The organism is Streptomyces sp. NPDC043812 (assembly GCF_056436245.1).
This window is the reverse complement of the sequence record NZ_JBWKCY010000003.1, coordinates 1-22,618: the sequence shown is the minus strand read 5'-3', so window position 1 is coordinate 22,618 and position 22,618 is coordinate 1. Positions and strand designations below refer to the sequence as shown.

The following is a 22,618-nucleotide window of genomic DNA, read 5'->3' as shown; positions in this document are numbered from 1 at the left end:
CAGGCGGTGCTCAGCCGCGGTCCGCGGTGCGCGCGTAGAGGGCGTTGGCCCGCTCGGTGACCTGGAGCAGGACGCGGCCGGCGACGGCGAGGTCCTCCTCGGGGATGTCCCCGTAGACGAGGGGCGCGGTCTCGGCGGCGAACGCCGCGAGCCGGGACTGCAGGGCCCGGCCCTGCTCGGTGAGCCCGATCCGTGCCCCCTCGCCCTTGTCGAATCCCTTGCCGTCGAGGCCGTCGTGACCGTCGATGCCGTGGCCGGACACGACGGCCTCGACGAGCCCCGTCCCGGTGAGCTCGGTGAGCGCCGCCAGCGCCTCGGCCGGGGCGATCCTCAGGGTGGACGTCATCTGCTCCACGATCGCGTCGCGCTCGGCGGTGCCGCCCTGGGCGGCCAGCGCGTTCAGTGCGATGGAGTGGAAGAACGTGTTGCCGGTGCGGACGAGCTCGCGCTCCAGCAGGGCGCGGGCCGCGTGGTGGGCCTGGCCCAGGATCCGGCTGTTCAGCAACGGTGCGGTGGCGGGCACGGTGGACATGACACTCCTGGAAACTCGGTATCGGGTCGGGCGGACAGAAATACGGTACATGGCTACTATGTCCATGGCTAGCTTTTTGCCGCGGCGCTCGCGGGCTCCCGGACGCCGATCAGATGTCCGTACGCCACGACGTTGCCCTGGTAGCCCGTCTTCTCGGAGAAGCCGCCTCCGCAGGTGATCACCCGCAGTTCCGCCCGGTCGCTCGGGCCGTAGACCTTCTTGTCGGGGAAGGCGTCCGCCTCGTAGACCTCGATCGCGTCGATGGTGAACACGGCGGTCCGGCCGTCATCGCGGGAGATCTCGATGCGGTTGCCCTTCTTCAGTGCGCCGAGGCTGTAGAAGACGGACGGCCCCCGTGCGTTGTCCACATGGCCGGCCACTATCGCGGTGCCCCTGGCGCCGGGGGTGGTGCCGTCCTCGAACCAGCCGGCCAGATTGCGGTCGGCGGCCGGCGGCACCTCCAGGCTGCCGTCCCGCGCCAGCCCCAGCGCGGTCACCGGGGCGTCCACGTCGATCTCGGGGATGCGCAGCCGCAGTGGCGCGGAGGGGGGCAGCGGATCGGCGGCCGCGTCGGTGTACTGGTTCGGGCCCGCCGCGAACGCCTCGGCGGCCGACGGCATGGGCGGGGTCACGTCCCGTACGCCGTTCTGCACCAGCCACAGGCCCGCGCACGCGGCCGCGGCTATGCCCCAGCCCTTGACCTTGGCGGTCATCAGTCCTCCGGGTGGTGTCGAGCCGGAACGGCTCGCACCCCGCCCCCGTCGGCTCGGGGCCGGGACGGGAGCGGGGGCTCGGGCGGTGCGGAACCGGTCGGAACCGGCCCGTCAGCTGCCCTGCGCGCCGCTCGCCCGGCGGCGCAGGAGCAGGGTCCCGCCTACGGCGGCCGCGGCAAGTACTGCCACGCCCGCCGCGATCTGGGTGGTGTCCGGGCCGACGCTGCCGCCGATGCCCGTCTTCACGTGGCCGCTCGGGCTCTGCTCGCCGCGGACGGTCACATCCCCGGTGGCCTCCTCGCCGTTCTTGCATTCGACGCCGATGCCGTACGTCCCGGAATCTGCGTCGTCCGGCACGGTGAACTGCCCGACCGCGACCTCCTTGTGCGTGCCGGGCGACAGTTTGAATTCGCCCGCGCCGAGGGAGCCGGCGTCACCGACGCCGTGGCCGTTGTCGCCGCAGGCCTCGGTGCTCACGGTCACCGTGTCGCCCGGGGCGGCGGTCGACGGGTAGATCTCCAGCGTTCCGGAGTCCCCGGCGAACGTTGCTGGGGCGCCGATGCCCATCGAGGCTATGACCAGCGCGGTGCCGGTCAACAGGCGGGCGGTGGTGCGCATGGGTCCTCCGGGAGGCGTGCCGTGGTCCGTCCCTTCCGAGGTAAGAGCCCCGCCGCACGCCCTGCCTGCTGATGGTCAATCAGATAGGCGGGCCTCATTCGGCGTGTCGCGCTGGACAGGGTGCGTCGCCGCAGGTCACGCGCGGTGTCGCGGCTGGGGCCAGGATGGGGATACGCCGCGTGGTGAACGGGTGACGGACGGTGTGTGTACGCCGTTCGGATGCGTGTCGCGACCGGCTTCCGGCTCCCGGAGGGCGTATGGCCGTCACGCCCGTCGTGCCTCGCTGCACACTGTCCGGAGATCGGTACTTGACCTCAACCAAACTTGAGGTACGAGGCTCTTTCGTATGGATCTCCACACGCCTGCCGTTCAGGCCCCCTTGAAGCTTGCCGTCATCCTCGGAAGCAACCGCGAAGGCCGTTTCGGCCCCGTCGTCGCCGACTGGTTCCTCTCCCGTGCCGCCCTGCGCGAGGACTTCACCGTCGACCTCGTCGATCTCGCCGAGACAGAGCTGCCCACCGCCCTGTCCTACAAGCCCTCGGCCGCCGTCCGGGCCGAACTGGCCAGGGTCACTCCCAAGCTGGCCGACGCCGACGCCTTCGTCGTCCTCACCCCCGAGTACAACCACTCCTTCCCCGCAGCCCTCAAGTCCCTGATCGACTGGCACTTCGGCGAATGGCGGGCCAAGCCCGTCGCCTTCGTCTCCTACGGCGGCATCTCCGGCGGCCTGCGCGCCGTCGAGCAACTGCGCCAGGTCTTCGCCGAGATGCACGCCGTCACCGTCCGCGACACCGTCTCCTTCCACAACGCCGGCACCCACTTCGACGACGAGGGCAACCACCTCGACCCCGCCGCGCCCGACGCCGCCGCCAAGACGATGCTCGACCAGCTGGCCTGGTGGGGCACCGCACTGCGCGACGCCAAGTCCGTGCGCCCCTACGCGAGCTGAGGACGCCGCCGTGCTGCTGAAACTCGTCGTCGCCCGACTGGGCCCCTACCGGCGGACGATCGCGCTCGTCGTCGTCCTCCAGCTGATCCAGTCGCTCGCCACCCTCTCCCTGCCCACCCTCAATGCCGACATCATCAACAACGGTGTACTGCGCGGCGACACCGGCCACGTCCTGTCCACCGGCGCACTGATGATCGTCGTCACCGTCCTCCAGGTCTCCGCCGCGGCCGCCGCCGTGTACTGCGGGGCACGGATCGCCATGGGCATCGGCCGCGATCTGCGCTCCGCCGTCTTCCGCCACGTCCAGGACCTGTCCGTACGCGACATCGGCCGCTTCGGCGCCTCGTCCCTGATCACCCGCACCACCAACGACGTCCAGCAGGTGCAGACGCTCACGCTGCTCATGCTGACCATGCTCGTCGCGGCACCCCTGATGTGCCTGGGCGGCGTCGCGATGGCCCTGTCCCAGGACCTGCCGCTCTCCCTGCTGCTGATCGTGTTCGTCCCCGTCCTCGCCCTGTCCGTCGGCGTGATCGTCCGCCGGCTGCCGCCGGTGTTCCGCGGCATGCAGACCCGGATCGATCTGGTCGGCCGGGTGATGCGGGAGCAGATCACCGGCATCCGCGTCATCCGCGCCTTCGTCCGCGACCGGCACGAACAACGGCGGTTCGCGGACGCCAACGACGGGCTGCTCGCGGCGGGACTGCGGGCAGGACGGCTGCAGGCCATGATGTTCCCGACCGTTCTGCTCGTCTGGGAGTTGGCCACCGTCGCCGTCATCTGGATCGGCGGCCACCGGCTCGACTCCGGGTCCCTGCAGGCCGGTTCGCTCGTCGCGTTCCTCGGCTATCTGACTCAGATCCTGATGGCCGTCATGATGGTCCTGTTCCTGATGATGCACCTGCCGCGCGCCGAGGTCAGCGCCGAACGCATCGGCGAAGTCCTCGACACCGAACCGGACATCGTCCCGCGCTCCGCCCCCGTGCACGCGCTGCGCGAACCCGGCCTGCTGGAGCTGCGCGACGTCGACTTCAGCTATCCGGGCGCGGAGGAACCGGTCCTCAGGTCCGTGACGTTCACCGCACGCCCCGGCCGTACCACCGCCGTCATCGGGTCCACCGGCAGCGGCAAGACAACCCTGCTGAGCCTCGTGGCCCGGCTGTTCGACGCCACCGGCGGCGAGATCCGGGTCGGGGGAGCGGACGTCCGGGACATCGACCCGGCACTGCTCGCCCGCACCGTCGGCATCGTGTCCCAGAAGCCGTACCTGTTCTCCGGGACCGTCGCCTCCAATCTGCGCTACGGCAATCCCGACGCGACCGACGCCGAACTCCGGCACGCGCTCACCGTCGCCCAGGCCGCCGACTTCGTGACGAAGCTGGACGGCGGCCTCGACGCCCCGGTCGCCCAGGGCGGGGTCAACCTCTCCGGCGGACAGCGCCAGCGACTGGCCATCGCACGGGTGCTCGTCGCCCGGCCCGCGGTCCACCTCTACGACGACTCGTTCTCCGCGCTCGACTTCGCCACCGACGCCGCACTGCGGGCAGCACTGGCCGCCGAGACCGCCGAGGCGACCGTCGTCATCGTCGCCCAGCGGGTGTCCACCATCCGCGGCGCCGACCGGATCGTGGTCCTCGACGAGGGCCGGGTCGTCGGCTCCGGCACCCACCACGAACTCATGCGGGACAGCCCCACCTACCGGGAGATCGTCCTCTCCCAGCTCACCGAGGAGGAAGCCGCATGAGCGCCGCTCCACAGAGCCCCGGCGGAAGCAGCGCACCCCCGCGCCGGGGGCCGAGCCCCCAGCAGCGCGGGCCCGCGGGCATCGGCTCGCCCTCCCTGGAACGCTCACTGCACTTCCGCGCCTCCGGCCTGCGGCTGCTGCGGATGACCGCACCCGAACGCCCCCTGCTCCTCGGCGTGCTCGTCGCCGGCACCGCCGCCGTCGCGCTCGCCGTCCTCGGCCCGAAGCTGCTCGGTCACGCCACCGACCTCGTCGTCGACGGCGTGACCGCCCCCGGCGGCGTCGACTTCCGGGCGGTGGCCGAGGTACTGGCCACCGTCCTCGGCCTGATCGCCGTCTCCAGCGGACTCACCCTGATCCAGATGCGGCTGGCCATGACCGTGGTGCAGCGGGTCGGCCACCGGCTGCGCGAACAGGCGCAGACGAAGCTGTCACGGCTGCCGCTGTCCTACTTCGACAAACAGCCTCGTGGCGAGGTCCTCTCCCGCACCACCAACGACATCGACAACATCACCCAGACCATGCAGCAGGCGTCCAGCCAGATGGTGCGGGCCGTGCTCACCATCGTCGGCGTGCTGGTCATGATGTTCTGGATCTCGCCGCTGCTCGCCCTCGTCGCCGTGGCGACCGTGCCGCTGTCGGTGTACGTGGCGGCGCTCATCGGCAGGCGGGCCCAGCCGCAGTTCGTCGAGCAGTGGTCCGTCACCGGCAGGCTCAACGCCCATGTCGAGGAGATGTACACCGGCCACGCCGAGGTCCGCGCCTTCGGCCGCCGTGAGCAGGCCGTCGCCACCTTCGACGAACTGGGCGGCAGGCTGTACGCGTCGAGTCTGCGCGCGCAGGTCGTGTCCGGCTTCATCCAGCCCGCGCTCGGCTTCGTCGGCAACCTCAACTATGTGCTGATCGCGGTGGTCGGCGGGCTCCGCGTCGCCTCCGGCGCGCTGTCCGTCGGCGACGTCCAGGCCTTCGTGCAGTACTCCTACGAGTTCAACGGCCCCATCAACCAGGTGGCAGCCATGGCCAATCTGCTCCAGTCCGGAGTCGCCTCCGCCGAGCGGGTCTTCGACCTGCTGGACGCCGAGGAGCAGTCCCCGGACCCGGCCGCCGCGCCGGGACCCGGCCCGCACCACGCCAGGGCCCGGGTCGTCTTCGAGAACGTGTCCTTCCGCTACGAGCCAGCCACACCGCTCGTCGAGGACCTGTCGCTGACCGTCGAACCGGGACAGACCGTCGCCATCGTCGGCCCCACAGGTGCGGGCAAGACGACACTCGTCAACCTGCTGATGCGGTTCTACGAGGTGACCGGCGGCCGGATCACCATCGGTGGGGCCGACGTGGGCAGGATGCCCCGCGAGCAGCTGCGCTCGGGCATCGGCATGGTCCTCCAGGACACCTGGCTGTTCGGCGGCACGATCGCCGACAACATCGCCTACGGGGTGCCCGGCGAGGTCTCCCGCGAGCAGGTCGTCGCCGCGGCGATGGCCACCCACGCCGACCGCTTCATCCGCACGCTGCCCGACGGCTACGACACCGTCGTCGACGAGGAGGGCGCGGGCCTGAGCGCGGGCGAGAAGCAACTGCTCACGATCGCCCGGGCGTTCCTCACCGATCCCTCCATCCTGGTGCTCGACGAGGCGACCAGCTCCGTCGACACCCGTACCGAGGTGCTCGTCCAGCGCGCCATGTCATCGCTGCGCGAGGGCCGGACCAGTTTCGTCATCGCCCACCGGCTCTCCACGATCCGGGACGCGGACGTGATCCTGGTGATGGAGGACGGCCGGATCGTCGAACAGGGCACCCACGACGAACTGACCGCGCGCGGCGGGGCGTACGCGCGGCTGTACGCGGCGCAGTTCGCCGCCGCGCAGGCCGCCTGACGCGGAATGTGTACGCGGAGTCCGGTCGCGGGCTCCGCGTACACATGCGGCAGGACGCCCCCGGACGGCGATACTTTGCGGACATTCCCAGGACCGCAAAGGAGCCCGTGCCGTGGAGCCCATGCCCGCCGCGCCGCCGCTGCTCGCCGTACTGACCACCACCGACAGCGCGGACAAGGCGCACGAACTCGCCCAGGGCGCGGTCGAGGCCCGGCTCGCCGCCTGCGCGCAGATCTCGGCCCCGGTGACCTCGGTCTACCGCTGGCAGAACGCGATCGAGAGCGCGGAGGAGTGGCAGGTCCTCTTCAAGACCACCCCCGCCTGCTACGACGCTCTCGAAGCCCATCTGACCGCCGCGCACGACTACGAGACACCGGAGATCATCGCGCTGCCGGTCGCGCGCGCCGGTGCGGCCTACGCGGCCTGGGTCCGGGCGGAGACCACGGCCCCGTGACCGACGCGCTCCCCTTCTTCGTCTACGGCACCCTGCGCCCGGGCGAACGCAACCACGACCTGTTCCTCGCCGGACGCACCGCCGCCGAGGAACCGGCGACCCTGCACGGCGCGCTGCTCTACGAAGGCCCCGGCTACCCGTACGCCGTGGACGACCCGGGCACCGGCGGCACGGTCGCGGGCGAGGCGGTCACGGCCGCACCGCAGGAGTACGCCCGGCTCCTGAAGACCCTCGACCGGCTGGAGGAGTACGTCGCGCCCGGCCACCCCCGGAATCTGTACGAGCGGGTGGTGCGCGAGGTGGTCCGCGCCGACGGCACCGCGATACGGGCCTGGGTCTACGTCGCCGCGGACGGTGTCGCCCGCGGGCTGCGGAAGCACGGGACACCGGTCGCGGGCGGCGACTGGTCCGGGCGGGCGGGCGCATGACCCCGTGGCGCCCCGCCCGCCCGGACCCGTCTGTCAGGCGGGGGCGGGCGCCGGCTCCACCCGTACCGCGCACACCTTGAACTCCGGCATCCGCGACGTCGGGTCGAGCGCCGGGTTCGTCACCGTGTTCACCCGGCCCTCGCCCGGCCAGTGGAACGGCATGAACACCGTGTCCGGCCTGATCCCGTTGGTGATGCGGGCAGGGCCGACGGCCCGCCCCCGCCGCGACACGACCGCGACCGGGGCGCCGTCCAGCACACCGAGCCGTTCCGCCAGCTGCGGGTGCAGCTCCACGAATGGTCCGGGCGCGGCGGCGTTCAGCTCGTCCACCCGACGGGTCTGTGCGCCCGACTGGTACTGGGCCACCACCCGGCCGGTCGTCAGCAGCACCGGGTACTCGGCGTCGGGCTCCTCCGCGGCGGGCCGGTGCCCGACCGCGACGAACCGTGCACGCCCGTCCGCCGTGGAGAACCGGTCGAGGAACAGCCGCGGAGTGCCGGGGTGGGCCTCCTCGTCCGGCTGCTCGGGGCACGGCCAGAACACGCCGTTCTCCGCCGCGATCCTGCGGTACGTGATCCCCGAGTAGTCGGCCGGCCCGCCCGCCGACGCCCGGCGTAGCTCCTCGAAGACCTCCTCCGGGTCGGACGGGAATCCCTTCTCGTGGCCGAGCAGTTCCGCCAGCGCGCCCAGCACCTCGAGATCGCTGCGGACCCCGGGCGGCGCGTCGACCGCCCGCCGGCGCAGCAGCACCCTGCCCTCCAGGTTCGTCGTGGTGCCGGTCTCCTCCGCCCACTGCGTCACCGGCAGCACCACGTCGGCGAGCGCCGCGGTCTCCGACAGCACGACGTCCGCGACGGCGAGGAAGTCGAGCGACTTCAACCGCCCCTCGATGTGCGCGGCGCGCGGCGCCGACACCACCGGGTTGGAGCCCATCAGCAGCAGCGACTTCACGTCACCGCCGAGAGCGTCCAGAAGTTCGTAGGCGCTGCGCCCGGGCCCCGGCAGCGACTCGGGGGCCACGCCCCACACCTCGGCGACGTGCGCCCGCGCCGCCGGGTCGTCCAGCTTGCGGTAGCCGGGCAGCTGGTCGGCCTTCTGCCCGTGCTCACGGCCGCCCTGCCCGTTGCCCTGCCCGGTGAGACATCCGTAGCCGGACAGCGGACGGCCGGCGCGGCCCGTGGCCAGGCACAGATTGATCCAGGCGCTGACCGTGTCCGTGCCCTTCGAATGCTGCTCGGGCCCGCGCGCGGTGAGCACCATGCCCGACGGCGCGTCGCAGAACATCCGTACGGTCTCCCGCAGTTGGGGCACTCCGACGCCCGTGATGCGCTCGACCAGCTCCGGCCAGTGCGCCATCGCAGCGGCCCGGGCGTCCGCCCATCCGCTCGTGCGGTCCGCGATGAACTCCTCGTCCGTGCGGCCCTCCGCCACGATCACATGCAGCAGTCCGAGCGCCAGCGCGAGATCCGTGCCGGGGCGCGGCGCGAGATGCAGATCCGCCTGCTCGGCGGTCTTCGTGCGCCGCGGGTCGATGACGATCAGCTTGCCGCCGTTGTCCTTCAGCTCGGTCAGATAGCGCAGCGCGGGCGGCATCGTCTCGGCCAGGTTGGAGCCGACGAGGATCACACAGCCGGTCCTCGGGATGTCCTCCATGGGGAACGGCAGCCCGCGGTCCACACCGAAAGCCTTGTTGTGCGCGGCGGCGGCCGACGACATGCAGAAGCGGCCGTTGTAGTCGATCTGGGAGGTGCCGAGCACGATCCGGGCGAACTTGCCCAGCGTGTACGCCTTCTCGTTGGTCAGCCCGCCGCCGCCGAAGACGCCCACCGCGTCGGCGCCGTGCTCCTGCCGTGTGCGCCGCAGGCCGTCGGCGATCGTATGCAGGGCCTCCTCCCAGGTGGCCGGCTCGAGCCGGCCTGTGGCATGGGATCGGATGAGCGGCTCGGTCAGGCGCACCCGGGAGGAGAGCAGAGAGGGGGCGGTGCGGCCCTTGCCGCACAGAGCACCGCGGTTCACGGGGAAATCGGCGCGCTCCACCACCTCGACGACCCGCTCGCCGGCAGGCCCGGCGGCAGGGCCGGCGCGCAGGTTCATGCCGCACTGCAGGGCGCAGTAGGGGCAGTGGGTCGGGATGGTCTCGTCGCGCATGATGCCCAGCGTGGAACATCCGTGTTACGTGGGCGGACGCGGCACATTACGGGCGCGGTACACCGCCCTCCGTCTCCGGTCCGTGGCCCCGTGAGGCCGCGGACCGGACGCGGACCTGCTGTTCAGCCCCTGCGGCCCAGCATCGCCAGCAGCCGGGACTGGGCGCTGTCGCCCGGCGGCGGCTCGACCGGCGGGGCGAACAGCCCCGACTTCGCCAGCTCGTCCGCGTACGGGGTGACCTCCTCCAGCGCGAAGGCGACAAGTGCGTCCGGCAACCGCTCCGAAGCGCCGATCGCCCGGGACAGGTCCCACGCGTGGACCACCGCGTCCGCGGTCATCTGCGCGCAGTAGGCGACGGCCGGGGTCTGGCCGTACGACAGGCGCACGGTCTGCTCCAGCGCTCCTTCGGCGGCGAACGCCTTGCGTGCGGCGCGTGCGGCCGCGTCCCATGCCGCCCGCGGGCGCTCGCCCAGCACGTCGCCGTCGTACGCGTCGCCCACGTCGTCGATGCCCGCACCGTCGGTCACCAGGTCCGGCACCCACAGCTGCTCCGCCGTGAGGTGATTGACGAGATCGCGTACGGACCACTCCGTGCACGGCGTCGGATCGTCCCACTGGTCGGGCCCCACCGCGTGCACACGGTCGGTGAAGAGGGCGAGGGCTTCGGAGTGCCGGGAGAGCAGCGCGGCCACGTCGTTGTTCATGCGGGTCACTGTCGCGCGCCGGGGACCCGGAAGCGAGCGTGCCGGGGCTGCCGCGTCGCGCGTGTCAGCGGTCGGCCTCCTCCAGCGCGTCGCGGACGCCCGGCTCCTGCGCGCCCAGGAACCGCGGATCGGGCCGGAACAGGGCGTCCAACGACCCCTTGCCCGCCGCGAACATCTCCCGCACGCCCCCGTAGTACCAGGTCGCGTCGTGCGGCTCGGCGACACCGACGCCGTACGACTCGACCCCGGCGGACCGGCACAGCGCCACCGCCCGCCGGATGTGGAACCCCTGGGTCACGAGCACCGCACGCTCCACCCCGAAGATCTTCTTTGCGCGGACGCAGGAGTCCCAGGTGTCGAAGCCCGCGTAGTCGCTGACGATCCGCCCCTCGGGGACCCCGCGCTCGGTGAGATAGGTGCGCATCGCGTCCGGCTCGTCGTACTCGACACGACTGTTGTCCCCCGTGACGAGGACGACCCTGACCTTGCCGGTCCGGTAGAGCTCGGCCGCCGCGTCGAGACGATGGGCGAGGTAGGGGGTGGGGCGGCCGTTCCACAGCCCGGCGCCGAAGACGACGGCGACGTCCTGCGCGGGCACGTCGGCGACCGCCCGCACCCGGCTGTCGGCGACGGCGTGCATCCAGGTCGCGGGCGCGAGCGCGAGGACGCACCCGAGCATGACGGCCTGGACGATGCGCCGCTGGGCGCGGCGGGTGAACGTGGGTGTTCTCACGCGGAGTCAGACGACGTCCCTGCGGAAAAGGTTCGCCGTGTGATCGCGATGTTGGCAGGATCACCGCCCGTGACAGACGACAGGGCGCGGCTCGCGGCCCGCAACAACGCGGAATGGTGCGAGGCGATGTGCCGCGCACACGGCATCCCGGGCGTGTTCGCCCCGCACGCGTGGACGAACGGCCGACGCACACCACCGCTGTATCCGGACGGCGTGACCCTCACCGAGGACGTGACCCTGCAGGACGTCATCGGCGGCATCGACACCGCCGGACCGGGCGCCTCGGTCAAGGACAGCTTCGCGTCGCTCGATCTGACGCCGGCGGGATGCGAGGTGCTGTTCGAGGCGCAGTGGCTGTACCGCCCCGCCGGACTGCCCGCACCCGCGGCCCCGGACACCTGGGCGCCGGTGCGGACGGCCGCCGGGCTTGCCGCATGGGCGGCGGCATGGGACGGCGGTCAGGGCCTGGCGGACCTGTTCCGCCCGGAGCTCCTGTCGGACCCGGCGACGACGGTCCTGGCGGTGCACGACGAGGCGGGCGGCGTGCTCGCGGGTGCCGTGCTGAGCCGGACGCCGGGGGCGGCCGGCATCTCGAACCTGTTCACCGTGGACGGCGACCCGGACGCGGCCTGGGCGGGCTGCCTGGCGACGGTGGCGTCGAAGCTGCCCGGCACACCGGTCGTCGGCTACGAGTCGGGCGACGACCTGGCCGCCGCACTCCGCCACGGCTGCGAACCGGTCGGCCCGCTGCGGGTCTGGCTGGCGTCCGGCCCGGCGGGGGAGCGCCCCTAGGCCTGTCCGGGCGATCTTCTCGGGCCCGCGACGACAGCTACGGCGCCCCCCAGCTTCGGCCGGTGGGGGTCCCCCCGGCGGAGCCAGGGGGAGTACCCCCACGCTGTGTTGTCAAAGTCGCCCAAGTACACCCAGTACGAGGACGATCTCCCCCAGCCTTCGGCCGGGGGTACCCCCACCGCCTTGCGATGCGTCCCCTCGGCCCTGGCGGGCCGGGGGAGGCCCCGTGCATCTGACGCCGCGGGCTGATCCTCAAAGATCGCCCGGACAGGACCTAGTCCTGTCCTGCCCTGCTGCCCCTGTCGCGCCGTGGCGAGCATGCGCCATGGCGGGAATCCGCCCCTCCGTTGTCTGGTGCGGCATCAACTCCTGGTCATCAATGGTGCGTTGGTGCACAGGCACCGACCTTCGGAGGGAGTTGGCGTAACGGATGAGAGCGAGACCGAGACCGAGAGCGAGATCGAGGACCGCCGCCGTGGTGGCGGCCACCGCGGCGGCGGTGCTGGCCACCGGCCTGCCCGCGGGAGCCGAGGCGGCCGACTCCGCCGGCTCCGGCCCGGGGCAGCGCGCGGCGCTGCCGTCGGCCGTGCCCGGGCAGGGGACGGTCACCCTCGTCACCGGTGACCGGGTGAGCTTCACCGGCAGCGGGGACGACGTGCAGGTCAGCGGCGTCACCCCGGCCGCCGGCCGCGAACCGACGGCCTTCTCGCGGGCCAGGGTCGGCGATCACGAGTACGTCATCCCGGCCGATGCCACGGGGCCGCTGGCCGAAGGCCGGCTCGACCGGCAGCTGTTCGACGTCACCGCACTCGTCGCACAGGGCCACGACGACGCCTCGCGCGACGACATCCCGCTGATCGCCACCGAGCAGGCGAGCCCTCTGCTGCGCGGCTCCGTCGAGGAGGACGCCTTCGCCGGGCTCGGTCTGACGGCCCGTACCGTGCGGAAGTCCGACGCCGCCGACGCCTGGCGGGGCTTCGTCGCGCCGGGAGCGGCCGGCCGCACCGCCGCGCTGGGCAAGCTGTGGCTGGACGCCAAGGTCGACGCCGCCCTGGACAGGAGCGTGGCGATGACCGGCGCGCCCGAGGCCTGGCGCAAGGGGCTCGACGGCAAGGGCGTGAAGGTCGCGGTGCTCGACACCGGCTACGACCCGGCGCACCCCGACCTCCGGGGCAAGGTCTATGCGGAGAAGAACTTCACCTGGGACGAGGACACCCGGGACGGCAACGGCCACGGCACCCATGTGGCGTCGACGGTCGCCGGCGACGGCGCCGCATCCGGCGGCCGCTACAAGGGCGTGGCACCGGGCGCCGATCTGATCGTCGGCAAGGTGCTCGACGGCGGCGGCTCGGGCTACGTCAGCTGGATCCTCGAAGGCATGGAATGGGCCGCCGCCCAGAAGGCCGACATCGTCTCGATGAGCCTCGGCTCCGATGCGCCGAGCGACGGCACCGACCCGCTCTCCCAGGCGGTCGAGACGCTGTCCGCCGACGGCGGTCCGCTGTTCGTCGTCGCCGCGGGCAACTCCGGGGCCCCGCGCACCATCGGCTCCCCGGCCGCCGCGCCCAGCGCGCTGACCGTCGGCTCGATCACCAAGCAGGGCGCCATGTCGCCGTTCTCCTCACGGGGACCCGCCGTCGCCGACGGCGGGGTCAAGCCGGAGATCACCGCCCCCGGCAGCGCGATCACCGCCGCCCGCGCCGCGGGCACACTGCCGGACGCCGCCGTCGGCGAGCACTACGCGACGTTGAACGGCACCTCCATGGCCACCCCGCACGTCTCCGGCGCGGCCGCCATCGTGAAGCAGCAGCACCCCGACTGGGACGCCGCCCGCATCAAGGCGGCGCTCGTCGGCAGCGCGGACCCCGTCGACGGCGCGGGCGTGTACGACCAGGGCGCCGGCAGCACGGACGTCCCCGGCGCGCTCGACTCCCGCGTCACCGCCTCCCCGCCCGCGGTCTCGGCGAAGCTGCTGTGGCCGTACACCGAGGACGTCCGCCGCACGGTCACGTACCGCAATGACGGGGCGAAGCCGGTCAGGCTCTCGCTCTCGCTGGACGGCGCACCGGCGCTGTCGTTGGCGCAGCGACAGCTGACCGTTCCCGCGGGCGGCAGCGCCACGGCCACGGTGCGCATCGACAAGGACCGCCTCCGCTCCGGCAGCCACAGCGCCTGGATCACCGCTCGCGGCAGCGGCGCCGGCACGGTGCGCACGCCCGTCGGCGTCGACGCCGAGGCGGAGAGTGCCACGCTCACCGTCGACCCGGCTGCCGTGCGTCCGGGCGTCGACGAGGCGTACACCAACCTCGTCGTCCAGAACGAGAGGACCGGCGAGGCACAGCTCGTCGGCGTCACCACGGCCGCCGAGGAGATCCGTCTGCCGGTCGGCGACTACCGGGTGTTCGGCGGGGTCTGGGAGTACGTCCGGCAGGGCCGTACGAGCGTCCCCAGGGCGTCGGTCTCGTCGGCCGAGCGGTTCACACTCCGGAGCGACCGCACCATCAAGCCCGATCTGTCCACCGCCCGGCCGGTCACCATGGGCATCGACGACCCGGACATGAGGTTCAACGAGTTCGGCTCGTCCGTCGGTCTGGCCTCCTCCACCGGCGAGGGCGTCCCCGTCGGACTGCTGGCGCCGCTCTACAACGGCCCGTACAAGGCGTACGCGGCGGGCAGCGGCCGCATACCGGGGCTGACGTTCTTCACCGCGGGCTCCTGGGAGCAGCCCCACGTCCGGTCCACCGTCACGGGTGCCGACCCGGTCGACATCCCGGTGCGGCTGATCAGCTGGAAGCGTCACGCGTGGGACGTCACGGCGAAGGTCACCGACGCCGGGACCGGCGCGGATCTCGCCGGCCTGGAGATCAAGGACCGGATCGTGCTGTACGAGCCGGGCTGGGGCGTCCCGCGGGCCGAGGCCACGAGCCGTTACGAGGCGATCAGGGCGCAGGGGCCGGCGGCGGTCCTGCTGGGCGAGGGCTCGGTGGACTACGACATCACCGACCCGCCGCTCGGCATCTTCGAGCCGGGCCCCGAACTGCTCCGGGAACGGCTCGCCCAGGGCGACGTCACCCTGCGGATCAAGGGCGCACTCAACGGTGAACGCACCTACTTCACCTTCCACGCCCACGACGACGGCGTACCGGCCGGTGCCCACTGGCAGGACCGGCGCAAGGAACTGGCCCCCGTCGAGCAGACGTTCCGCACCACCGGCTTCCCCAACGACCCCAAGGCCGTCTACGGCTGGGTGACCCACCACGGCATCCGACTCGCCCAGCAGTCGACGCTCTTCCGAGCCCCGCACCGCACGACGGCCTACTACACGCCCGACGTGCCGTGGACGACGGCCACCTTCGAGTACGACATCGACGGCGAGAGCCTGCTCGGCACCCAGTTCACCAACCCGACCGTCCACCGCACGGGCCGGACCGCCAGGGACAACTGGCTCACCGCGCCCTTCAACCCCTCGTTGTCGGTGACCGGCTTCGACGGCCGGGCGCAGGCCACCCGCGACGGCGACAAGCTGCGGCTCGCGCTGCCGATGTTCTCCGACGCGGCGGGCCACCTGTCGGAGTCCGCGCGGGGCCTGGACACGGGAGAGACCGTGCTGCGCGACTCCTCGGGCCGGACCGTCGGCCGCAACGACCGGCCGGGGCAGGGCGTCTTCGACGTCCCGGCACAGGGCCAGTGGTACGAACTGAGCTCCACGGCGCAGCGCCAGGTGTACGACTGGCCGCTGGGTACCCGCGTCTCGGACGTCTGGCGCTTCCGTTCCGGGCACACCCGTGACGAGAGCCCGCTGCCGCTGCTCGACACTCGGTACGACCTGGCGGGGCTCGACGGGGACAACTCCGTGCCCGAGGGCCGGGAGTTCACCTTCGGCCTCGGCTTCGGGTACCAGGAGGGTGCGCGCGGCGGCGACGTGGACGCGGTGTCCGTGCAGTTCTCCACCGACGACGGTGCCACCTGGCAGCAGGCGCAGGTCCGCGAGCGGTCGGGCGCCCGGCAGGTCACCGTACCGGCGATGAGCACGGGCTGGGTCTCGCTCAGGGTGAGCGCCGAGGACCGTGGCGGCGCGTCGGTCACCGAGACCGTCACGCGCGCCTACCGGGTCGGCTGCCCCGAGGACTGGTGCGCGTACGCCCCCGAGTGGCCGCACTGGCCGGCCCACTAGGGGCCTTCGTCCGGATCAGGCCGGATCAGTGAGCCCGGCAAGATCCGAACGAGAGGCCCTGGGGCCGACAACGGAACGCCCCGGCAGGTGCCCCGGAACGGGTGCCCGCCGGGGCGTTCCGCGTACCTCCCGAGGCAGCCGCGCGCTGACAGCACGGCCGCATGCCCTGTGAGCGGCAGGAAAGCACCCGTCACCCTCACGCAACAAGCCGGCAACCTGCGCCCGTCACGATCGGTTCATGACGGAGCCGGAACACCTTCGTGAGTCCCTGCCCCTCCACACCGCGATGCCGCACGAGAGCTCCGCGCAGTTCGACACCACCGCGCAGCTGCTCACCCGCATCACCGCTCAGCTCGGCAGTCAGCTGAGTCACGTCCGACTGAACGGAACCCGCAGCGCATGCCCCCGACCCGCCATCGGCCCACCCTCGTCGCCGTCGCCCACGGCAGCCGCGACCCGCGCGCCCTGCGCACCGTCGCCGCTCTCCTCGAACGCGTCCGGGAGCTCCGCCCCGGCCTCGATGTCCGGCTCGGCCACATAGAGCTGAACGAACCGCTCCTCGACGACACCCTCGCCGGCCTGCGCGGCGCGCCCGCCGTGCTCGTGCCGCTGCTGCTGAGCCGCGGGTACCACGTCAAGCACGACCTCCCGCGCGCCGCCGCCGCGGCACCCGGCACGGACCTGCGCATCGCCCGGCCGCTCGGACCGCATCCGCTGCTCGTGGAGGCCCTGTGCTCCCGGCTGACGGAGGCGGGCTGGCAACCCGGCGACGCCACCGGCCGCAACGCCGGCGTGGTGCTCGCGTCCGCCGGGTCCCGCGACCCGGAGTCGGCGAAGGACACCCGCCGCATGGCCGACATGCTCGGCGAGCGGCTCGGCGGCGTGCCCGTCGTCGCCGCGTATGCCTCCGCGCTCGCGCCCACCGTTCCCGCCGCCGTTCGCGCCCTCACCGCCCGCGGCCGGCACCGGATCGCGATCGCCTCCTACTTCGCCGCGCCCGGCCTGTTCGCCACGCGCAGCGCCGCCGCCGCGCCCTGGATCGCCGCCGATCCCCTCGGCACCCACCCGGCGCTCGCCCGGCTGCTGCTCCACCGCTACGACGAGGCTCTGCACCACACCCTCCCCGTCCGGCACGAGGAGCACCTCACCGCCGCCTGAGACGCCGGCCGTGCCTCGCACCGAGGCCTCACCGGATCTCGCACCGGACCTCGCACGGGGCCGCGTTCCGGCCGCCGCCCCGGGACCTCGCCTGCACGTCCTGGTCCCGGCTGTCATCGCGGCCGGTTACCTTCGGTGCATGGATGGCACTGGCACCACCGGCACCGACGGCACCACCCGGCCGCCCGACCCGCACGCACCCCCGCCCGCTCCCGGCGCCCGCTCCGGCGACCCGGCCGCCCTCGACGCGCACGCCCCCGACGGCTACGACTCCGCCGACGTCGAGCGCTGGGCACCCGAGCCCGACAAGCGGCCGGGGCGCACCGCCTTCCAGCGCGACCGCGCCCGTGTCCTGCACTCCTCGGCGCTGCGCCGGCTCGCCGGCAAGACGCAGGTGGTCACCCCCGGCACGCGCAGCCATGCCTGGGACGCCAGCCCCCGCACCCGTCTCACCCACTCGCTGGAGTGCGCGCAGATCGGGCGGGAGCTGGGCGCGGCGCTCGGCTGCGACCCCGACCTGGTCGAGGCGGCCTGCCTCGCCCACGACATGGGCCATCCGCCGTTCGGCCACAACGGCGAGCAGGCGCTCAACGAATTCGCCCAGGACTGCGGCGGCTTCGAGGGCAATGCACAGTCGCTGCGCCTGCTCACCCGCATCGAGCCGAAGCGCTTCGTCCATATCCCCGGCAGCAGCGAGCCCGTCAGCGTCGGACTCAACCTCACCCGGGCCGCGCTGGACGCCGCCACCAAGTACCCCTGGCCCCGCGGCGGTCACCCCTCCGACCCCGCCTCCGTGAAGTTCGGGGTGTACGAGGACGACCTGCCGGTCTTCGCCTGGGTGCGCCGCGGGGCGCCCGAGCACCGCAAGTGCTTCGAGGCACAGGTCATGGACTGGTCCGACGACGTGGCGTACTCGGTGCACGACGTCGAGGACGGACTGCACGCCGGGCACATCGACCCGAACTGTCTCCTGTCCCCGGTGGAGCGCGACGCCATCTGGGCCGTCGCCATCGGACGGTACGTACCGAAGGACACCGACGCGGCCGAGCTGTCCGAGGCCCTCGACCGGCTCCTCGACCAGCCGTGGTGGCCGCACCACTACGACGGCTCGGCCGTCGCCCAGGCCCGGCTCAAGGACGCCACCAGCCAGCTCATCGGCCGGTTCGCGCTCGCCGCGGAGGGCGCCACCCGCCAGGCGTTCGGCAGCGGCAGGCTCACCCGGTACGACGCCGAACTGGTCGTGCCCCGCGGCACGCGCAACGAGTGCGCCGTGCTCAAGGCCGTCGCCGACCGCTATGTGATGCAGCGCGCCGAGCAGGAGGCCCTCCGTGCCGACCAGCGCGTCGTCCTCGCCGAACTGGCCGAGGCGCTCACCGCACGCGCCCCGGACGTGCTCGAACCGCAGTTCAGGGCGATGTTCGACGCGGCCCCCGACGACCGGGCGCGCAAGCGCGTGATCGTCGACCAGATCGCGTCCCTCACCGACGCGTCCGCCCGCACGCTGCACGCCCGGCTGCCCCGGCGCCGCTGACCGCCGCCCACGGAGTCACCGGGTACGGTGATCGTTTGTCGTTTCGTCCGGTTTGGGACGTTCGGGGAGTACCCCCTCTTCCGCCATCACGCTCCGTGCGGGACGCTCGCTGAAGGCCGAGCAGCACAGAGGCAAACAGCGCAGAGACTCAAGAGAGACTCAAGGAGGCATCACGTGGTCGACGCACATCGGACATTCGTCATCGTCGGCGGGGGACTGGCCGGGGCCAAGGCCGCCGAAACGCTGCGAGCCGAAGGGTTCACCGGACGGGTGATCCTCATCGGCGACGAGCGCGACCACCCCTACGAACGTCCTCCGCTGTCCAAGGGCTTCCTCACCGGCAAGGACGAGCGAGACAGCGTCTTCGTCCACGAACCCGCCTGGTACGCCCGCTCCGACATCGAACTGCACCTCGGCCAGACGGTGGTCTCCATCGACCGCGCGGCCAAGTCCGTCCGCCTCGGCGACGGCACCGTCGTCCACTACGACAAGCTGCTCCTTGCCACCGGCGCCGAACCGCGCCGCCTCGACATCCCCGGCACCGACCTCGCCGGCGTCCACCACCTGCGCCGCCTCGCCCACGCGGACCGGCTGCGCCGGGTGCTCGCCACCCTCGGCCGCGACAACGGCCATCTGGTCATCGCGGGCGCGGGATGGATCGGCCTGGAGGTCGCCGCGGCCGCCCGCGGCTACGGCGCCGAGGTCACCGTCGTCGAACCGGAGGCCACCCCCCTCCATCAGGTCATCGGCCCCGAACTGGGCCAGGTCTTCGCCGAACTGCACCGCGAGCACGGCGTCCGCTTCCACTTCGGCGCCCGGCTCACCGAGATCACCGGCCAGGACGGCCTGGTGCTCGCCGTCCGCACCGACGACGGCGAGGAACACCCGGCCCACGAAGTGCTCGCCGCGATCGGCGCGGCCCCGCGCACCGCCCTCGCCGAGGGCGCCGGGCTGGAACTCGCGGAGCGCGCCCAGGGCGGCGGCATCGCCGTCGACGCGAGCCTGCGCACCTCCGACCCCGACATCTACGCGGCGGGGGACGCGGCCGCCGTCCAGCACCCGCTGCTCGGCACACGCCTGCGCGTCGAGCACTGGGCGAACGCGCTGAACGGCGGACCGGCGGCCGCCCGCGCCATGCTCGGCCAGGACGTCTCCTACGACCGAGTGCCGTACTTCTTCTCCGACCAGTACGACCTGGGCATGGAGTACTCCGGCTGGGCCCCGCCCGGCTCCTACGACCAGGTGGTGCTGCGCGGGGACGTGGGAAAGCGGGAGTTCATCGCCTTCTGGCTCAGCGGCGGCCGCGTGCTGGCGGGCATGAACGTCAATGTGTGGGACGTCACCGACCCCATCCAGCAGCTGATCCGCTCCAAGGCCCGGGTGGACCCGCAGGCGCTCGGCGACCCGAGCGTGGCGCTCACCGAGCTGAACGGCTGACGAATGTGTCCGACTGCCACCGTAGACTTCACGCGTGGCAGGCAGGATCAACGATGACGACGTGAAGGCCGTGCGGGACGCGGTCCCGATCGACGCCGTCGTGTCCGAGTACCTCCAGCTGCGCAATGCGGGCGGCGGCAACCTCAAGGGTCTGTGCCCGTTCCACGACGAGAAGTCCCCCTCCTTCCAGGTCAGCCCGAGCAAGGGCCTGTTCCACTGCTTCGGCTGCCAGGAGGGCGGCGACACGATCGCCTTCGTGATGAAGATCGACCATCTTTCCTTCTCGGAGACGGTCGAGCGCCTCGCCGCCCAGGCGGGCATCACCCTGCGCTACGAGGAGGGCGGGTACAACCCGACCCATCAGCGCGGCGAGCGGATCCGCCTGGTCGAGGCACACAAGATCGCCGCGCAGTTCTACGTGGAGCAGCTGGACGGCCCGGAGGCGGAGATCGGCAGGAAGTTCCTCGCCGAGCGGGGTTTCGACCAGTCGGCCGCCCAGCACTTCGGCGTCGGATACAGCCCCGCCGGCTGGGACAACCTCACCCGCTTCCTGCGCGGCAAGGGCTTCAGCGACAAGGAGCTGACCCTCTCCGGCCTCTCCCAGGAGGGCCGCCGCGGCCCCATCGACCGCTTCCGCGGCCGGCTGATGTGGCCGATCCGCGACATCACCGGCGAGGTCGTCGGCTTCGGCGCCCGCAAGCTCCGCGACGACGACAACGGCCCGAAGTACCTGAACACCCCCGAGACCGCGATCTACAAGAAGTCGCATGTGCTGTACGGCATCGACCTCGCCAAGAAGGAGATCGCCCGCACCAGCAGGGCAGTCGTCGTCGAGGGCTATACCGACGTCATGGCCTGCCACCTCGCGGGTGTCACCACCGCCATCGCGACCTGCGGCACCGCGTTCGGCGGCGACCACATCAAGATCCTCCGCCGTCTGCTGATGGACAACGCCACCGCCGAGGTGATCTTCACCTTCGACGGCGACGCGGCCGGGCAGAAGGCCGCGCTGCGGGCATTCGAGGACGACCAGAAGTTCGCCGCCGAGACGTCGATCGCGATCACCCCCGGCGGCATGGACCCCTGCGAACTGCGCCTCGCCGAGGGCGACGGCTCGGTGCAGAAACTCGTCGAGACCCGCACCCCGCTCTTCGAGTTCGCGATCCGCCACATGGTCGCCCGCCACAATCTGGAGACCCCCGCGGGCCGCGCCGCCGCCCTCGACGAAGCCGCCCCGATCGTCGCCGGCATCAAGAACGGCGCCATCCAGCACGAATCGGCCGTCCAGCTCGCCGGCATCCTCGGCATCCTCGACACCCAGTTCGTGGTCAAGCGGGTGGCGCAGCTGGCCCGTTGGGCACGCGAAAGGGGCGGCCGGGGGCCCGCGCCGGCGCAGCGGCCCTCTGCGTACGAGACACCGAGCGCCCCGCGGACCCCCGCCGGCCCTGCGCTCAATCTCCGCAGCCCCGCCCACCGCACCGAGCGCGAACTGCTCAAGCTCGCGCTCCAGCACCCCGCCCTGGTCTCCCCGGCGTTCGACGCCTACGGGGCGGACGAGTTCACCGCCCCGCCGTACGCCGCGGTCCGCCAGACCATCATGGAGGCGGGCGGCGCGGAGCAGGGCGCCGAGGACACCCCCGGCTATGTCACCCGCGTCCGCGACACCGCACCGAACGACACGGTGCGCGCCCTGGTCACGGAACTGGCCGTCGAAGCGGTCCACGCCCGCACGGTCGACGAGGTCTACGCGGGCATGCAACTGGTCCAGGTCCGCCTCCGTGCGGTCGACCGCCGCATCCGCGACGTCCAGGGCACCCTGGCACGCCTGGGCGCCCACGCGGACCCGGAACAGCACGCGTCGGTCGCGGGCGAACTGTGGGTGCTCCAGCAGTACGCCCAGTCCTTGCGCAACCAGGGAGCGGCGGCGCTGTAGCGCGCCGCTCGGCCCGGCGCGGCGGCGTCCTCCTCCCTGTCCATGACCTCAACACCGTGCCTCGGGGCGGGTGTCGGCATCCATCGGCGTCAAGCTCCCGTCCCGTAGGCCGTACAGGAGCGGGTGCCCCTCCGTCACGAGCACCGGTGCACCGCTTGAATACACCTGATCCCGCTGCGAACCGATCCGCCGAAGGGCCAGGAAGTCCCGCTGCGGGGAGCCCGGTTGAGCGGAGCGGGGGAACCGGTGGGGTCCGACGGCGCGTCACATGAAAGGGTGATCGTCGGATTTTGTGCTTGCAGGTGGGAACGGGGGCGGTTGCGTCGTGGGGTACACGATTCCTGAGGGCGTCGACACGATGCTCGATGTGGTCGGTGTGGGCTGGCCGAATGTGGACGAGGACGCGTACCGCGACATGGCGGACTCGTTGCGGGAGTTCGCGGACGATGCGGACGAGGACGCGGGGGCCGCGTACGGGCACATTCAGAAGCTGCTGTCCACGGGGCGGAGCGAGTCGCTGACCGCGCTGGACAAGCACTGGTCGAAGGTGCAGGGCAAGCACAAGGACCTGGCGAAGGCGGCGCGTTTGGTGGCCGGTGCGCTGGACCGGGTGGCGGACATCATCGTCGCGCGGAAGATCGCGGCGGTGGCGGAACTGGCGGACCTGTGCGCCACGGTGGGCATCACGCTGGC

At 72.4% G+C, this 22,618-nt stretch carries 18 protein-coding genes; 12 read left to right on the top strand and 6 right to left on the bottom strand.

Features of this window, described 5'->3' with window-relative positions; translation table 11 throughout:
- Positions 1–10 precede the first annotated feature (10 nt).
- The 3 genes from AC067Z_RS05185 to AC067Z_RS05175 all read right to left on the bottom strand — a co-directional run bounded on the left by AC067Z_RS05185 (position 11) and on the right by AC067Z_RS05175 (position 1,863).
- Positions 11–532, bottom strand: coding sequence for a hypothetical protein (locus AC067Z_RS05185; RefSeq protein ID WP_478788083.1), 522 nt, complete (start codon positions 530–532; stop codon positions 11–13).
- Positions 533–600: 68 nt separating this feature from the next.
- Positions 601–1,245: a class F sortase gene (locus tag AC067Z_RS05180; RefSeq protein WP_478788082.1), complete on the bottom strand. Its 645-nt coding sequence runs from the start codon at positions 1,243–1,245 to the stop codon at positions 601–603.
- A 111-nt stretch (positions 1,246–1,356) separates the two neighbouring features.
- A complete protein-coding gene (locus tag AC067Z_RS05175) occupies positions 1,357–1,863 on the bottom strand; it encodes a hypothetical protein (RefSeq protein WP_478788081.1) in 507 nt (168 codons plus the stop codon).
- A gap of 346 nt (positions 1,864–2,209) precedes the next feature.
- On the opposite strand from AC067Z_RS05175, the gene AC067Z_RS05170 reads away from it, so the two are divergent.
- From AC067Z_RS05170 to AC067Z_RS05150, 5 genes are all read left to right on the top strand, one after another.
- The gene (locus AC067Z_RS05170; RefSeq protein WP_478788080.1) at positions 2,210–2,812 is read left to right on the top strand and encodes an NADPH-dependent FMN reductase; all 603 of its coding nucleotides are present in this window, start codon (positions 2,210–2,212) and stop codon (positions 2,810–2,812) included.
- A 10-nt stretch (positions 2,813–2,822) separates the two neighbouring features.
- Entirely contained in the window at positions 2,823–4,556 is a 1,734-nt protein-coding gene (locus tag AC067Z_RS05165) for an ABC transporter ATP-binding protein (RefSeq protein WP_478788079.1), read from the top strand.
- The gene (locus AC067Z_RS05160; protein ID WP_478788078.1) at positions 4,553–6,433 is read left to right on the top strand and encodes an ABC transporter ATP-binding protein; all 1,881 of its coding nucleotides are present in this window, start codon (positions 4,553–4,555) and stop codon (positions 6,431–6,433) included. The genes AC067Z_RS05165 and AC067Z_RS05160 overlap by 4 nt, the downstream gene beginning before the upstream one ends.
- Positions 6,434–6,554: 121 nt before the next feature.
- Complete coding sequence (cutA, locus tag AC067Z_RS05155) at positions 6,555–6,887, top strand: divalent-cation tolerance protein CutA (RefSeq protein WP_478788473.1); 333 nt, start codon at positions 6,555–6,557, stop codon at positions 6,885–6,887.
- Positions 6,884–7,315, top strand: coding sequence for a gamma-glutamylcyclotransferase family protein (locus tag AC067Z_RS05150; RefSeq protein WP_478788077.1), 432 nt, complete (start codon positions 6,884–6,886; stop codon positions 7,313–7,315). Before cutA ends, AC067Z_RS05150 begins: the two co-directional genes overlap by 4 nt.
- 33 nt (positions 7,316–7,348) lie before the next feature.
- Here the strand turns inward: AC067Z_RS05150 and AC067Z_RS05145 are convergent, their stop codons facing one another.
- The 3 genes from AC067Z_RS05145 to AC067Z_RS05135 form a co-directional block, all read right to left on the bottom strand.
- On the bottom strand, positions 7,349–9,463 hold the full coding sequence (locus tag AC067Z_RS05145) for a molybdopterin oxidoreductase family protein (protein ID WP_478788076.1): 2,115 nt from the start codon (positions 9,461–9,463) through the stop codon (positions 7,349–7,351).
- Positions 9,464–9,585: 122 nt separating this feature from the next.
- On the bottom strand, positions 9,586–10,167 hold the full coding sequence (locus tag AC067Z_RS05140) for a TIGR03086 family metal-binding protein (RefSeq protein ID WP_478788075.1): 582 nt from the start codon (positions 10,165–10,167) through the stop codon (positions 9,586–9,588).
- Between the two features lie 64 nt (positions 10,168–10,231).
- Positions 10,232–10,846: a SanA/YdcF family protein gene (locus tag AC067Z_RS05135; RefSeq protein WP_478788472.1), complete on the bottom strand. Its 615-nt coding sequence runs from the start codon at positions 10,844–10,846 to the stop codon at positions 10,232–10,234.
- A 180-nt stretch (positions 10,847–11,026) separates the two neighbouring features.
- On the opposite strand from AC067Z_RS05135, the gene AC067Z_RS05130 reads away from it, so the two are divergent.
- From AC067Z_RS05130 to AC067Z_RS05100, 7 genes are all read left to right on the top strand, one after another.
- Positions 11,027–11,692: a hypothetical protein gene (locus tag AC067Z_RS05130; RefSeq protein ID WP_478788471.1), complete on the top strand. Its 666-nt coding sequence runs from the start codon at positions 11,027–11,029 to the stop codon at positions 11,690–11,692.
- A 475-nt stretch (positions 11,693–12,167) separates the two neighbouring features.
- On the top strand, positions 12,168–15,866 hold the full coding sequence (locus AC067Z_RS05125; protein WP_478788074.1) for a S8 family serine peptidase: 3,699 nt from the start codon (positions 12,168–12,170) through the stop codon (positions 15,864–15,866).
- Positions 15,867–16,265: 399 nt separating this feature from the next.
- Positions 16,266–17,024, top strand: a complete 759-nt coding sequence (locus AC067Z_RS05120) for a sirohydrochlorin chelatase (RefSeq protein ID WP_478788073.1) — start codon at positions 16,266–16,268, stop codon at positions 17,022–17,024.
- A 139-nt stretch (positions 17,025–17,163) separates the two neighbouring features.
- Positions 17,164–18,555, top strand: coding sequence for a deoxyguanosinetriphosphate triphosphohydrolase (locus AC067Z_RS05115; protein ID WP_478788072.1), 1,392 nt, complete (start codon positions 17,164–17,166; stop codon positions 18,553–18,555).
- Between the two features lie 174 nt (positions 18,556–18,729).
- Positions 18,730–19,992, top strand: coding sequence for an NAD(P)/FAD-dependent oxidoreductase (locus tag AC067Z_RS05110; RefSeq protein WP_478788071.1), 1,263 nt, complete (start codon positions 18,730–18,732; stop codon positions 19,990–19,992).
- 34 nt (positions 19,993–20,026) lie between these two features.
- Entirely contained in the window at positions 20,027–21,925 is a 1,899-nt protein-coding gene (gene dnaG / locus AC067Z_RS05105) for a DNA primase (protein ID WP_478788070.1), read from the top strand.
- Between the two features lie 325 nt (positions 21,926–22,250).
- On the top strand, positions 22,251–22,618 hold a 368-nt coding region (locus AC067Z_RS05100; RefSeq protein WP_478788069.1), incomplete at its 3' end, for a WXG100-like domain-containing protein.

Excerpts from the sequence above, each read along its gene's own strand:
- AC067Z_RS05115 (WP_478788072.1), top strand. The coding sequence starts at position 17,164 with ATGGATGGCACTGGCACCACCGGCACCGACGGCACCACCCGGCCGCCC.
- cutA (WP_478788473.1), top strand. The coding sequence starts at position 6,555 with ATGCCCGCCGCGCCGCCGCTGCTCGCCGTACTGACCACCACCGACAGC.
- AC067Z_RS05175 (WP_478788081.1), bottom strand. The coding sequence starts at position 1,863 with ATGCGCACCACCGCCCGCCTGTTGACCGGCACCGCGCTGGTCATAGCC.
- AC067Z_RS05145 (WP_478788076.1), bottom strand. The coding sequence starts at position 9,463 with ATGCGCGACGAGACCATCCCGACCCACTGCCCCTACTGCGCCCTGCAG.
- AC067Z_RS05160 (WP_478788078.1), top strand. The coding sequence starts at position 4,553 with ATGAGCGCCGCTCCACAGAGCCCCGGCGGAAGCAGCGCACCCCCGCGC.
- AC067Z_RS05130 (WP_478788471.1), top strand. The coding sequence starts at position 11,027 with ATGTGCCGCGCACACGGCATCCCGGGCGTGTTCGCCCCGCACGCGTGG.
- AC067Z_RS05185 (WP_478788083.1), bottom strand. The coding sequence starts at position 532 with ATGTCCACCGTGCCCGCCACCGCACCGTTGCTGAACAGCCGGATCCTG.
- AC067Z_RS05170 (WP_478788080.1), top strand. The coding sequence starts at position 2,210 with ATGGATCTCCACACGCCTGCCGTTCAGGCCCCCTTGAAGCTTGCCGTC.
- AC067Z_RS05120 (WP_478788073.1), top strand. The coding sequence starts at position 16,266 with ATGCCCCCGACCCGCCATCGGCCCACCCTCGTCGCCGTCGCCCACGGC.
- AC067Z_RS05140 (WP_478788075.1), bottom strand. The coding sequence starts at position 10,167 with ATGAACAACGACGTGGCCGCGCTGCTCTCCCGGCACTCCGAAGCCCTC.
- AC067Z_RS05180 (WP_478788082.1), bottom strand. The coding sequence starts at position 1,245 with ATGACCGCCAAGGTCAAGGGCTGGGGCATAGCCGCGGCCGCGTGCGCG.
- AC067Z_RS05135 (WP_478788472.1), bottom strand. The coding sequence starts at position 10,846 with ATGCTCGGGTGCGTCCTCGCGCTCGCGCCCGCGACCTGGATGCACGCC.